Genomic DNA, 12,745 nt, shown 5'->3' with positions numbered 1-12,745 from the left:
TATCGATGGCGATTGGGGCTTCATCGTGGCGATCGGCGTTAGGCGATTAGAGGGTTAGAGACCTGCCGTCTTCAGTCGATTGGCCTGCGTGCGGATCACAGCAACGGGGTCGGCCGCGCCCCAGCCGATCAGGCCGAGCAACTGGTTGACCTCATCCAGGTGGTTCCACGCGTAATCCGTCGACAAGACCTGCCCGAACTTCGCGCTGCACACGGAGACGAGCCCGTCGTTGGTTCCGGAGCCACGCGCCTGCATGACGCTGCCGCTGAACACCAGCACCGGATCAAACACGTCGAGAAGGTTGGTGGCGGTGGAGCGGCCCGTCCACGAATACAGTTTCTGCACGTTGCCGTTGCGCACGTCGGTGGCGCTGCCGGTGTTGCACCCGCTGGCCAAGCCCGCGCTCGGGAAGGCCTTGTTGAAATCGGCGGCGCCCGACGTCGACAGGATATGCAGCGCCGCAAAACCGTTCTGCGGATTGCTATTGCCGTTGAACCAGCCGAGCACCGAGCCGAACACGTCGGCACCGAGATTGACGAGGGCCTGGAACGGCGCCGGTGTCGACTCCACGAAGTCCGCAAACTCCGACCCCTTGTGCGGTGTGCCGATGGTGGTGACGGAGGCTACGAGGTTAGGCACCACGGCTGCCGCGTAGCGCGATGTCAGTCCGCCCTGGCTGTGTCCAATGAGGTTGACCTTGGCGGCGCCCGTGGTGGCCAGCACGCTGCGGATCTGGCTGACGAGTTGTTCGCCGCGTACGGTTTCATCGTTGAAGGCGGAGACATCGGCCACGTAGACATTGGCGCCGTTGGCGCGCAGGTCTTCGGGGATCTGGTACCAGTAATCGACCACGCCGAGGAACTTGCTGGTGCCCGATAGGCCATGCACCAGCACGATCGGGTACTTGGTGGCGGCATACGTGCTGGCGGCCTGGGCCGGCGCGACGGCACCCAAGGTGAGCGCGGATGTGGCCAAGACGGCGGCTGCAGCGTGTGTGCGCAGGAAGCTGCGCGCTGATCCATAGACAGCATGGAGCAGGGAAGTCTGTGACATTCGGTTGTCTCCTGGACATTGGATTGGTGGTCGACCTCTACGGGCCGATCGCCCTCCGTTATCCGAAGCGCCGCGTCCAACGTCAACTGGAGTGGAAGTTTGGCTCTAATGCTGCGCTGCCGCGTGCGCAAACAAAAACCGGAGGGCGGGCCTCCGGTTTCGTAGGGTGCGATGCAGCAACGTCGCGCCTCTTACTCTTCTTGAAACGCCTCCTCGCGTTTCCTGTTGATAGCCGGCAGAGCCACCAACAAGATCAGGATGCCCGCTGCAATCAGCAGCCCCAGCGACAGCGGGCGCGTGACGAAGGTGGAGAAATCCCCGCGCGAGAGCAGCAGCGCGCGGCGAAAGTTTTCTTCCATCATCGGCCCGAGCACGAAGCCGAGCAGCATTGGCGCCGGTTCACAGCGCAGCTTCACGAACATGTAGCCGATCAATCCGAAGAGCGCCGTCTGGAAGATATCGAACGTTGTGTTCGACACCGAATACACGCCGATGCAGCAGAACACCAGGATGGCCGGGTACAGGAAGCGATACGGCACCTTCAACAGACGCACCCACACGCCGATCATCGGCAGGTTCAGCACGATCAGCATCAGGTTGCCGATCCACATCGAGGCGATCAGGCCCCAGAACAGCGCGGGGTTGCTGGTCATCACCTGTGGGCCGGGCTGGATGTTGTGGATGGTCATCGCGCCCACCATCAGCGCCATCACCGCATTGGGCGGAATGCCCAGCGTGAGCAGCGGGATGAAGGACGTCTGCGCGGCAGCGTTGTTGGCCGATTCCGGACCGGCCACACCTTCGATGGCGCCCTTGCCAAACTCGTGTGAATACTTCGACGTCTTCTTCTCCAACGAATACGACGCGAACGACGCCAGCGTCGCGCCGCCGCCCGGCAGGATGCCCAGCAGCGAGCCGAGCGCCGTGCCACGCAGCACGGCCGGGATCATGCGCTTGAAGTCTTCGCGGCTGGGCCAGAGGTTGCGCACGTGCTCGACAAAGGTTTCGCGGTGCTCTCTCTGTTCGAGGTTGGCGATGATCTCGGCAAAGCCGAACACGCCCATCGCCACCGACACGAAGTTCAGCCCGTCGGCCAGCTCCGGCACGTCGAACGAATAGCGCGCGGTGCCCGAGTTCACGTCGGTGCCGACCAGACCGAGCAACAGGCCTAGAACGATCATCGCGATCGCCTTGATGAGCGAGCCCGAGGCCAGCACCACCGCCCCGATCAGGCCCAGCACCATCAGCGAGAAATACTCCGCCGGCCCGAAGTTGAACGCGAATTCCGACAGCGGCGTGGCAAACGCCGCCAGCACCAGCGTGGCCACGCAGCCTGCGAAGAACGAGCCCAGGCCCGCGGTGGCCAGCGCCACACCTGCGCGGCCCCGTCGGGCCATCTGATAGCCGTCAATGGTGGTCACGACCGATGACGATTCGCCTGGCAGATTGACGAGGATGGCCGTGGTGGAGCCGCCGTACTGTGCGCCGTAGTAAATGCCGGCCAGCATGATGAGTGCGGCCACCGGCGGCAGCGCGTATGTGGCGGGCAGCAGCATCGCAATCGTGGCGATGGGGCCAAGGCCCGGCAGCACGCCGATCAGCGTGCCAAGCACGCAGCCGATGAACGCGTAGATCAGGTTCTGGATAGAGAGTGCGGTGGAGAAGCCGAGCGCGAGATTGGCAAAGAGATCCATGGTGTCGTCCGCGTTCCGCTCAATTGCCGATGAAGGCGGGCCACACCGGGAACTGCAGCTTGAGCCCGTAAACGAAGGCCGCGAGGCTCATCACCACCATCACGATGGCAGTGCCGACCGCGCCTTTGAGCGTGAATTCGTGACTCGCCATGCTGGAGACCAGCACGAGCACCACAAGCGAGAGCACCAGCCCCAGCGGTTGCAGGAGCAGCCCGAACAGCACCACCGAGCCGAGAACCCACAGCAGCGTCTTGACGTCCCAGCGCGGAATGCGATCGATTACGCCCTTGCGCGACAGCGATTGCACGACCACCACCACGCCCAGCAGCACGAGGACCACGCCCAGCCAGAACGGGAAGTAGCCCGGCCCCATGCTGCCTGCCGTCCCCATGCGATAGCTGCGCGCCAGAATGGCAAACGCTGCGCCGGCGACAATGAACATGACGCCGGATGCAAAGTCCTGGTGACTGCGGATCACCGGACGACCTCGTGGATCGTTCTGCAAGTCTGGTCTCCTGGGGGTGGCGTGCTGCGCCGGGTGTGGCAGGCCGCCTTGTGCCTTGTAAGGCGACCAAGTTTGCACGCTAAGCAGACCGGCTTTCAAGCACCTTGCGGAGGGGAGGATGGACCGTGTCATGGCCCGGCGCGGCGCCTGGGCAAACGATTCAGGGTTTGTCCCTAGCGTTGTCCTGGGGAAAACTTGGGGCCGGACAATGCGGTTGCGCGGCCCCGTGCATTTACATGCCGATACCGCGCGCCATCAACACGGCCGCCAGCGGAATGAAGATGATCAAGTGCGATTCGATCATGACCCAACGCCGCGTCTTCGCAATTTCCGCGGGCGTCGGCACGAAGTTGGGCAGCGTCTTGCCTTGCTTCTTCCAGCGCAGGATGTTGATGGTCGGAACGATCGACATCAGCCCGACCAGAATGAACAGCCCGACCTTGACGTGGAATACCGGATTGTGAACGTAAAACCCGTAGCCCTTGGCGCCGTAGAACACGCGTAGCGACCCGGTGATCAGCACCGCCAGCGCGGCGAAGCCGAACACAGCGTCATAACGTGCCAGGCGCTGGCGGATCTCGGGCGTCATGTCCGGGCGAAGCACCACGGCCTCGGCGGTGAGAAAGACGATCAGCGTGAAGATCGAGATGTAATGCAGGTAAGCCAGCAACGCATCAAGCCACATGAGGACCTCGTCTTGGGTGGAAGAAGTTGCGATTAGATGACGCCTTGCGCGCGCAGTGCTTCGATCTGCTCGGGCGAGAAGTCGAGCACGTCGCGCAGCACGGTTTCGGTGTGCTCGCCCAGCAGTGGCGGGTGGCTCGCGGCCTTGGGTGGCGTGGCACTCATCTTGACCGGGCTGCCGACCAGCTTGACCTTACCGGCACTCGGGTGAGGCAGGTCGACGCGCAGTCCGCGCGCCTGCACCTGCTCGTTGTCGAACACCTCGTCGAGCGAGTTGATCGGGCCGCACGGTACGCCGGCGGCTTCGAGCTTGTCGATCCATTCGCCTTTGCTCAGGCGCTTGACCATCTCGGCCAGGATCGGCACCAGCACGTCGCGGTTGGCCACGCGCTGCGGGTTGGTAGCAAAGCGCGGGTCGTCGGCCAGCTCGGGCATGCCGCCGGCTTCGACAAAGCGGCGAAACTGGCCGTCATTGCCGACCGCCACGATGATCCAGCCATTGGAGGCCTGGAAGGTCTGATACGGCACGATGTTCGGGTGCGCGTTGCCCCAGCGCTTGGGCGCCTGACCGCTGGCGAGGTAGTTGGTATTCATGTTGGCCAGCATGGCGACCTGCACATCGAGTAGCGCCATGTCGATGTACTGGCCCTCGCCGGTGCGGTCGCGGTGCGCAAGCGCAGCCAGCACGGCGACGGTTGCGTACATGCCGGTCATCAAATCGGAGATGGCCACGCCGGCCTTTTGCGGGCCGCCGCCGGGCAGGTCGTCGCGCTCGCCGGTCAGGCTCATGAAGCCGCCCATGCCCTGCACGATGAAGTCGTAGCCGGCGCGCGCGGCGTAAGGGCCGGTCTGGCCGAAGCCCGTGATGGAGCAGTAGACGAGGTCCGGCTTTACCGCCTTGAGCGATGCGTAGTCGAGGCCGTATTTCTTGAGCTGGCCGACCTTGTAGTTTTCGAGTACCACGTCCGCATGTGCTGCGAGCTTGCGGACGATGTCCTGTCCCTCGGGCGTGCTGATGTCGACGGTGATCGAGCGCTTGTTGCGGTTGGCCGCGAGGTAATAGGCGGCTTCGGCGGTGTTGTCGCCCGCTTCGTCCTTGAGCCACGGCGGGCCCCATGTGCGGGTGTCGTCGCCGGCGCCGGGGCGCTCAACTTTGATGACGTCGGCCCCAAAATCGGCAAGGTTCTGCGCGCACCAGGGGCCGGCAAGCACGCGGGTCAGGTCGAGAACACGAAGATGGCTCAGAGCGCCCATGGATTGACAAATCGACACGATTGGATCGGGTGCACTCTACACCACGCCCCGGCGGCGTCGCAGCCCCCTGCGACCAAGCGCGGGAAATGCGGCGCAGAATGGACGCGACCCGGGCGCGAACCCCGTATAATCAACGGTTTGCACTAATCCAAGGCGCTCAGGAGCGGGATGCTCCGAGGCGCCTTGATGACTCCGGCACCCCGCGACATGAAAGCCTCCGATATCCGCCAAAAATTCCTGACCTTCTTTGAGGGCAAGGGCCACACCGTGGTGCGCTCCTCGCCGCTGGTGCCGGGCAACGACCCGACGCTGCTGTTCACCAACTCCGGCATGGTGCAGTTCAAGGACGTCTTCCTTGGTACCGACAAGCGCCCGTACGTGCGCGCGGCCTCCGTGCAGCGCTGCCTGCGCGCCGGCGGCAAGCACAACGATCTGGAAAACGTCGGCTACACCGCGCGTCACCATACGTTCTTCGAAATGCTGGGCAACTGGTCGTTCGGCGACTACTTCAAGCGCGATGCACTCGTGTGGGCGTGGGAGTTGCTGACCCAGGAATACAAGCTGCCGGCCGACAAGCTCTGGGCCACCGTCTACCAGACCGACGACGAGGCCTACGACATCTGGACCAAGGTCATCGGCCTGCCGCCCGAGCGCGTCGTACGCATCGGCGACAACAAGGGTGCGCCGTACGCCTCCGACAACTTCTGGCAGATGGCTGAAACCGGCCCGTGCGGCCCGTGTTCGGAAATCTTCTACGACCACGGCCCGGACGTGTGGGGCGGCCCCCCGGGAAGCCCGGAAGCCGACGGCGACCGCTACATCGAAATCTGGAACAACGTGTTCATGCAGTTCGATCGCCAGCTCGATCCGGCGACCGGCGAATACACGCTGACCCCGCTGCCCGCACCGTGCGTCGACACCGGCATGGGCATGGAGCGTCTGGCTGCGATCCTGCAGCACGTGCACAGCAACTACGAGATCGACCTGTTCCAGGCGCTCATCGCCGCCGCCGCGCGCGAGACCAACACCAAGGATCTGGCCAACAATTCGCTGCGCGTGATTGCTGACCACATCCGCGCGTGCTCGTTCCTGATCGTCGACGGCGTGATCCCGGGCAATGAAGGCCGCGGCTACGTGCTGCGCCGGATCATCCGCCGCGCCATCCGCCACGGCTACAAGCTCGGCTGCCGCGCTGCGTTCTTCCACAAGCTGGTGGACGATCTTGTGGCGCAGATGGGCGAAGCCTATCCGGAACTGCGTGAAGCGCGCGACCGCGTGGTCGAGGTGCTGCGCACAGAAGAAGCCCGCTTCTTCGAGACCATCGAGCACGGCATGTCGATTCTCGACGCCGCGCTGGGCGAGCTGAAGACCTCGGGTGCCAAGATGCTTGACGGCGAACTGGCCTTCAAGCTGCACGACACCTACGGCTTCCCGCTGGACCTGACGCAAGACGTCTGCCGCGAGAACGACGTGATCGTCGACGAAGCGGCCTTTGATGCCGCCATGAACCGCCAGCGCGAGCAGGCACGCGCCGCCGGCAAGTTCAAGATGGCCGCCGGCACGCTCGACTACACCGGCGACAAGACCACGTTCCACGGCTACGACCAACTGGTGCGCGAAACTGCGCGGGTGACGGCGCTGTTTGTGGACGGTGCATCGGTGCAGGAAATGCACCCGGGCCAGACGGGCGTGGTGGTGCTGGACCACACCCCGTTCTATGCCGAATCGGGTGGTCAGGTTGGCGACCAGGGCACGCTCAAGGCCGCAACCGTCTGGTTTGACGTGGCCGACACGCTCAAGGTGCAGCCGGAAGTGTTCGGCCACCACGGCGAGCTGCGCACCGGCGTGCTGAAGGTGGGCGACGCTGTGGCCGCCGAAGTGGACGCGGTGCGCCGCGCGCGCACCATGCGCAACCACTCGGCGACGCACCTGATGCACAAGGCGCTGCGCGAAGTGCTGGGCAGCCACGTCCAACAGAAGGGCTCGCTGGTCGATGCGGAAAAGACGCGCTTCGACTTCTCGCACAACGCACCGATGACGCCGCTGCAGATTCGCGAAGTCGAAGCGCGCGTCAACGCAGAGATTTTCGCCAACGCGGCCACGAGCGCCCAGCTCATGGGCTTTGACGATGCGGTCAAGAATGGCGCGATGGCGCTCTTCGGTGAAAAGTACGGCGATGAAGTGCGCGTGCTGTCGATTGGTTCGTCGAGGGAACTGTGTGGCGGCACGCACGTGGCGCGCACGGGCGACATCGGCCTGTTCAAGATTGTGAGCGAATCGGGCGTGGCAGCGGGCATCCGCCGCGTGGAAGCGATCACCGGCGACAACGTGCTGCATTACCTGCAGACGCTCGACACGCGCATCAACGAAGCGGCAGCCGCGCTGCGTGCACAGCCGTCGGAACTGACGCAGCGCATCGGCCAGGTGCAGGATCAGGTGAAGACGCTGGAGAAGGAGCTGGAGCGCCTGAAGTCGAAGCTGGCCGCAAGCCAGGGCGACGAACTGGTGAGCCAGGCGGTGGACGTTGCCGGCATCAAGGTGCTGGCCGCCAAGCTGGATGGCGCCGATGCCAAGACGCTGCGCGAGACCATGGACAAGCTCAAGGACAAGCTGCAGACCGCGGCCATCGTGCTGGGCAGCGTGACTGACGGCAAGGTTGCGCTGATCGCCGGCGTGACGGCTGACGCCACGGCCAAGGTCAAGGCCGGCGAGCTGGTCAACTTTGTCGCCCAGCAAGTCGGCGGCAAGGGCGGCGGCCGCCCGGACATGGCGCAGGCCGGTGGCACGGAGCCGGACAACCTGCCGCAGGCGCTGGCCGGTGTGGCAGCGTGGGTGCAGCAGAAGGTCTGATGTAACGCCTTCGCACCGGATGCGCCGAACGGCGCGCGTTCCTGGCAACGGGGCGCGCGCCGTTTTGTTTTGGGGGCGATCAGCCAGGCGGCGCAGTTTCCAGACGGAAGACGCGCAGCCGCTCATTCCGGTCGCCATGGCGGGCGCCCGACCAGAATTCGGTCCATTCCTCTCCGGGCGTTCGCGCGTGCGCATGGCTGTCCTGGACGATCAGCCATCGGCACTTGTGGGCGGAGGATTGTGCAACGGGCCGGTGCAGGATGCCGGTGAAGTAGCGCAGCATAGGCGCTTCCGATTCGCCAAGGTGCAGGCTCGCCATGCAATCATCGGGGCGCCATGCCGGCGCCAGCTTGGCACTGAGGCTGTCGAACACAGACCGATAGCTCTTGGCCTCGTCCAGCCAGGGCAGCAGCAGGGTGCCGATCAACCCCCAGCCGACCAGGGTACCGGCTGCCCACGAGAGCGCACCGCGGCATGCGCCGGCTTGTTTCAGCCGTGGCAGCAGCCAGAGCCATCCCCCTGTCAAGGCGAGCGCAGCGGACACCAGCGTGGGGTCAAACGGCAAGGTCCAGTCGACCGGCAACCAGCGGTCGAGCCAGAGCAGGCCTGCACGCGATGTGCTTTCCGTCATGACGGCCCATAGCAGCCACGCAAGCAGCACGATGCTGCCGAACAGCGCGCGGCTGAAGTAGTCCCACACGGCGTGCGCGCGCATCGGCAGCCGCGCGATCGCTTGCTGGCCCAGCATCGCCAGCGGCACGATGAACGGCAGCAGATACAGCGGGCGGGCTGTCGCCGAGACCTGGAGTGCAAGCAGTCCCACAGCCGCGAACGCCAGTGGTAGCGCCACACGCGGTTTACGCCAATCCCGCCACGCGCTGCCAGCCAGTGCGACGAGCGCGAGCGGGCCGGCTGGAAACCCGATGGTCAGCAGCGAATGCCAGACGTAGAACGGATCGTCGTTCTCCGCGCCCAGGACCGGCACGGAAAAGCCCAGGAAGCGGCCGATGTTGTTGTCCCAGAACCAGACGTGGAAGAGGTCTGGCGCGCGCAGGTAGAGGAGCGTCGGCCAGACCGTGGCGAATGGAAGGAAGACCAGCACCGCCGTGCCGAGTTGTCGCACAAACGCGCGACTGCGGCACGCGGGAAGCAGCACGCACGCGCTGGCGATGGTGATGCAGAACACCAGCGGGATGAATACGCCCTTGGCCAGCAGCGCCATCCCCATACCGATGCCGAGCAGCCATGCCGAGCCACGAGCACGCGTTGCCGGCAGCGCGCATTCGAACAACCCGCAGAAGCCGATGGCAGTGCCGGCCAGCAACGCCACGTCGGTGATCATCTCGTGGGTGTGCTTGACGACGATCAGCGAGCTTGCGCACAGCGCCACCGTGCCGACCACGCGCGCGTCCGTCCATGAAGATGCGCCTGTGGCGGTCCGCGCGAGCCGCGCCGTGAACACAAGAGCCAGTCCGGCAAACAGCGCACTCGCGAGCCGCGCGGCATCGTGCGCGGGCAGCACGTCGGCCAGCAACCAGACCAGCGTGCTGGCTACCCACGCATAAAGCGGTGGCTTTTCGACAAAGGGTTGGCCTGCGCTGACCGGCACGATCGGGTCGCCGGTTTCCACCATGTGCTGGACGATGCCGAACGTATAGGTTTCGTCCTGCTTCCAGGGGTCGTGGCCGAGGGTGCAGGGCAGCAGGTAGGCGCAGGCGATCAGCGCGACGAGAAGCCATTTGCGCAACGCTTGCCATGGCCACGCGCGCACTGATGGGGCCGCGGGTGCGATCACCCCACCTGAGGCGAGCAGGGCAGGATTTGCTGTGAAGTCACGCACGTGCGTGGTCGCGGCGGGCGTGTGTGCGCTCCGCCGTCCAGGGCGTGTGGGTTCCTGCATGGTGCGAGGTTTCCGGTTTGCTGGATGCGGCCCGGAAGGTGGCGGGCCGATCGGCTTGGATGACAGACAGAACGCCCCGATCCGGTCCGGGTGGAGCGGTGTGCAGTACATCACGCACAACTTACGGAGACCCTGAGCCGCGGGCGCAAATCTGAGCAACGGATTTCCGTGGGGCAAGCAGCGCGATTTTCCGGGCACGGCACGCCCCGCGTTGGGGCTTGTCTGTACCGTGAGAACAAGCTCGGGAACGCGGCCCGGCTGGAGACAGGCCCCGCCATGGCCTATACCGGGAAAACGTTGCCGATTGTGTAGGGATTGTGTGCCGCTTGGCAGGCAATTTGCATCGGTGGCGCGTGCTGTTCCCCACAGCACGGGTTGATCCCATCCCTATCCCCAAATCCGAGGAGAACCATGAGCGTCCTATCTGACAAGGTCGACGCCCCGCCACCGCAGCCGCCGCACCGGCTGCTCGGGCGCAAAGGCAAACGATTGGCGCGTGCCGTCGCGGTTGGCGCTTTGCTGGCGGCCGGCGTCGGTGCATCGACACAACCGGTTGCGCAACTTGCGCCGGAGTCGCACGCGCGCAAGGTCAAGGTGCTGATCATCAGCATGTTCGCGCCCGAGGCGCAGCCCTGGATCGACAAGCTTGGCCTCACGCAAGACGTGCCGGTGCCGGGCCTGTCGATCGACTACCCGAACGTGCATTGCAACGCCAGCGACGTCTGCCAGCTCACCACGGGCATGGGCAAGGCCAATGCCGCGTCGTCGGTGTCGGCGCTGATCTACAGCGGCAAGTTCGATCTGCAGCGCACGTACTTCCTTGTGGCCGGCATTGCTGGGATCGACCCGTCGCAGGGCACGCTCGGCAGCGCTGCGTGGGCGCGCTTCCTGGTCGACAGCGACATCGCGTGGGAGATCGACGCGCGCGAGGTGCCCGCCAGCTGGCCCAACGGCTTTATCGGAATCAACACGCAGGGCCCGGGGCAGAAGCCGCCGCTGGACTACAAGACCGAAGTCTTCCGCGTGAACGAGGCGCTGCTGCAGAAGGCGCTGGCGCTTTCCAAGGGCGCGGCGTTGGACGACAACGCAACTGCGCGCGCCTATCGCGCCAATTACCCGAGCGCACCCGCCAACCAGCCGCCCTCCGTCGTGCAATGCGACACCGCTGCCGGCAACACCTACTGGCACGGCGCCAAGCTGGGCGAGCGTGAAGCTGCGTGGGTCAAGCTGCTGACGGACGGGCAGGGCACCTACTGCACCACGCAGCAGGAAGACAACGCCACGTTTGAGGCGCTAACCCGCGGCTCGAAGGCCGGGCTGCTCGATCTGCAACGCGTGGCGGTGCTGCGCACCGCGTCTAACTTCGACCGGCCGTATCCGGGGCAGACGCCGTACGACTCGCTGGTCAACAGCAACTCGGGCGGGTTCGTGCCGTCGCTCAACAACCTGTACCTGGCGGGCGGTCCGCTGGTCAACGAGATCGTCACGCGCTGGAGCGTGTGGAAACACGGAGTGCCTTCGCCATGATCGATTCCCGACTCAAGATGCCCATGCCTCGTTTGCGTACGATCGCCAAGCTCTGCGCCGTCGGTGCCGCGGCGCTCACCTTGAACAGTTGCGCGTATGACGGAGTGAAAGTCATCGTCATCAACATGTTCCAGGGCGAAGCCCAACCCTTTATCGACCGCTACGACCTGAAGGAGAAGGTCTATATCTCCGGCCTGTCACCCGATGCGCCGAACATGCTGTGCAACTACGACGGCATCTGCCAGGTCACCACGGGCATGGGCTACGCAAATGCCGCGTCGACGATTTCCGCGCTGCTCTATCGCAGCAAGCTTGACCTCTCGCACACCTACTTTGTGATTGCCGGCATTGCGGGCATCGATCCGGGCCAGGGGACGGTGGGCTCGGCGGCGTGGGCGCGGTACGCGGTCGATTACGGCCTTTCGCACGAGATCGATGCGCGCGAGATGCCGGCAGGCTGGCAGTACGGCTACTTCGGCATCGGCACCAAGGGCCCCGGCGAGAAGCCACCGATGGACTACCGCACCGAAGTGTTCCAGCTCAACGAGACGCTGCTGCAGCGGGCCTACACGCTGTCGAAATCGGCGACGCTGGAAGACAGCCCCGAGGCCATCGCCTTCCGCAAGAACTACCCATATGCGCCGGCCAACCAGCCACCCGCCGTCATCCAATGCGACGTGGCTTCCGCCGATACATGGTGGGCCGGCCGCAACCTGGGCCAGCGCGCGCGTGACTGGGTGAAGACGATGACCGACAACAAGGGCACGTACTGCACGACCGCGCAGGAGGACAACGCCACACTGGAAGTGCTCACGCGCGGCGCCCGTGCCGGGAAGGTCGACTTCAGCCGCGTGGCACTGCTGCGCGCCGGGTCCGACTTCGACCGTCCGTACGACGGCCAGACTGCCTCCGATGGGCTCATCAACTACGCGCAGCAGGGTGGTTTTGTGCCGGCCACGCACAATCTCGTCAATGCGGCCAAGCCATTGTTGGACGACATCGTGCAGCACTGGCCCCAGTGGAAACAGGGGGTGCCGGCGAATTAACAGTTGCTGACATCACATTTCAATCTATATAATGCGAATCATTCTCATTTGATGGGTGGCGATAGGCAACTTGCTGACCGCTGACCATCGCTCTTGCCGGGCGAGCCAGCGGGTTCCACCTGCCAGCCAACGGATCAACGCGCCGCGTGATGTTTTGCGGCGCGTTTTCTCTTCTCTCAGCGCATTGCCGCGCGTCCGGTTTCGCTAATCCTGATCGACCCTGTTGCCTGCG

Annotated in this window: 9 protein-coding genes; 3 read left to right on the top strand and 6 right to left on the bottom strand. The window is 64.8% G+C overall.

What is annotated here, in order from left to right; translation table 11 throughout:
• Positions 1 to 54: 54 nt before the first annotated feature.
• The 5 genes from ACEN9T_RS20510 to ACEN9T_RS20490 all read right to left on the bottom strand — a co-directional run bounded on the left by ACEN9T_RS20510 (position 55) and on the right by ACEN9T_RS20490 (position 5,190).
• Positions 55 to 1,053: a lipase family alpha/beta hydrolase gene (locus ACEN9T_RS20510; protein WP_092971716.1), complete on the bottom strand. Its 999-nt coding sequence runs from the start codon at positions 1,051 to 1,053 to the stop codon at positions 55 to 57.
• A gap of 191 nt (positions 1,054 to 1,244) precedes the next feature.
• The gene (locus ACEN9T_RS20505; protein ID WP_092971715.1) at positions 1,245 to 2,747 is read right to left on the bottom strand and encodes a tripartite tricarboxylate transporter permease; all 1,503 of its coding nucleotides are present in this window, start codon (positions 2,745 to 2,747) and stop codon (positions 1,245 to 1,247) included.
• Between the two features lie 19 nt (positions 2,748 to 2,766).
• Positions 2,767 to 3,189 (bottom strand): tripartite tricarboxylate transporter TctB family protein, encoded by a 423-nt coding sequence (locus tag ACEN9T_RS20500; protein ID WP_252693457.1) that lies wholly within the window; start codon positions 3,187 to 3,189, stop codon positions 2,767 to 2,769.
• A 295-nt stretch (positions 3,190 to 3,484) separates the two neighbouring features.
• Positions 3,485 to 3,937, bottom strand: coding sequence for a DUF2214 family protein (locus tag ACEN9T_RS20495; RefSeq protein WP_413706899.1), 453 nt, complete (start codon positions 3,935 to 3,937; stop codon positions 3,485 to 3,487).
• A gap of 32 nt (positions 3,938 to 3,969) precedes the next feature.
• Complete coding sequence (locus tag ACEN9T_RS20490) at positions 3,970 to 5,190, bottom strand: CaiB/BaiF CoA transferase family protein (RefSeq protein ID WP_413706898.1); 1,221 nt, start codon at positions 5,188 to 5,190, stop codon at positions 3,970 to 3,972.
• 207 nt (positions 5,191 to 5,397) lie between these two features.
• Here ACEN9T_RS20490 and alaS point away from each other — a divergent pair, with 207 nt between their 5' ends.
• The gene (gene alaS, locus ACEN9T_RS20485; RefSeq protein WP_413706897.1) at positions 5,398 to 8,040 is read left to right on the top strand and encodes an alanine--tRNA ligase; all 2,643 of its coding nucleotides are present in this window, start codon (positions 5,398 to 5,400) and stop codon (positions 8,038 to 8,040) included.
• 79 nt (positions 8,041 to 8,119) lie between these two features.
• Here the strand turns inward: alaS and ACEN9T_RS20480 are convergent, their stop codons facing one another.
• Positions 8,120 to 9,940, bottom strand: a complete 1,821-nt coding sequence (locus tag ACEN9T_RS20480) for an ArnT family glycosyltransferase (RefSeq protein ID WP_413706896.1) — start codon at positions 9,938 to 9,940, stop codon at positions 8,120 to 8,122.
• 411 nt (positions 9,941 to 10,351) lie between these two features.
• Between ACEN9T_RS20480 and ACEN9T_RS20475 the strand changes: the two genes are divergently transcribed.
• Complete coding sequence (locus tag ACEN9T_RS20475) at positions 10,352 to 11,467, top strand: purine-nucleoside phosphorylase (RefSeq protein WP_413706895.1); 1,116 nt, start codon at positions 10,352 to 10,354, stop codon at positions 11,465 to 11,467.
• The gene (locus tag ACEN9T_RS20470; protein WP_413706894.1) at positions 11,464 to 12,513 is read left to right on the top strand and encodes a purine-nucleoside phosphorylase; all 1,050 of its coding nucleotides are present in this window, start codon (positions 11,464 to 11,466) and stop codon (positions 12,511 to 12,513) included. The genes ACEN9T_RS20475 and ACEN9T_RS20470 overlap by 4 nt, the downstream gene beginning before the upstream one ends.
• Positions 12,514 to 12,745: the final 232 nt, after the last annotated feature.

This window comes from Ralstonia sp. Ralssp110 (assembly GCF_047325135.1).
Lineage (GTDB): Bacteria > Pseudomonadota > Gammaproteobacteria > Burkholderiales > Burkholderiaceae > Ralstonia > Ralstonia mojiangensis.
The sequence above is the reverse complement of the archived record's forward strand: the minus strand, read 5'-3'. Positions and strand labels throughout refer to the sequence as shown.

What these genes read in the sequence shown, in the direction of transcription:
- ACEN9T_RS20510 (WP_092971716.1), bottom strand. Translation starts at nt 1,053, where the DNA reads ATGTCACAGACTTCCCTGCTCCATGCTGTCTATGGATCAGCGCGCAGC.
- ACEN9T_RS20505 (WP_092971715.1), bottom strand. Translation starts at nt 2,747, where the DNA reads ATGGATCTCTTTGCCAATCTCGCGCTCGGCTTCTCCACCGCACTCTCT.
- ACEN9T_RS20500 (WP_252693457.1), bottom strand. Translation starts at nt 3,189, where the DNA reads ATGTTCATTGTCGCCGGCGCAGCGTTTGCCATTCTGGCGCGCAGCTAT.
- ACEN9T_RS20495 (WP_413706899.1), bottom strand. Translation starts at nt 3,937, where the DNA reads ATGTGGCTTGATGCGTTGCTGGCTTACCTGCATTACATCTCGATCTTC.
- ACEN9T_RS20490 (WP_413706898.1), bottom strand. Translation starts at nt 5,190, where the DNA reads ATGGGCGCTCTGAGCCATCTTCGTGTTCTCGACCTGACCCGCGTGCTT.
- alaS (WP_413706897.1), top strand. Translation starts at nt 5,398, where the DNA reads ATGAAAGCCTCCGATATCCGCCAAAAATTCCTGACCTTCTTTGAGGGC.
- ACEN9T_RS20480 (WP_413706896.1), bottom strand. Translation starts at nt 9,940, where the DNA reads ATGCAGGAACCCACACGCCCTGGACGGCGGAGCGCACACACGCCCGCC.
- ACEN9T_RS20475 (WP_413706895.1), top strand. Translation starts at nt 10,352, where the DNA reads ATGAGCGTCCTATCTGACAAGGTCGACGCCCCGCCACCGCAGCCGCCG.
- ACEN9T_RS20470 (WP_413706894.1), top strand. Translation starts at nt 11,464, where the DNA reads ATGATCGATTCCCGACTCAAGATGCCCATGCCTCGTTTGCGTACGATC.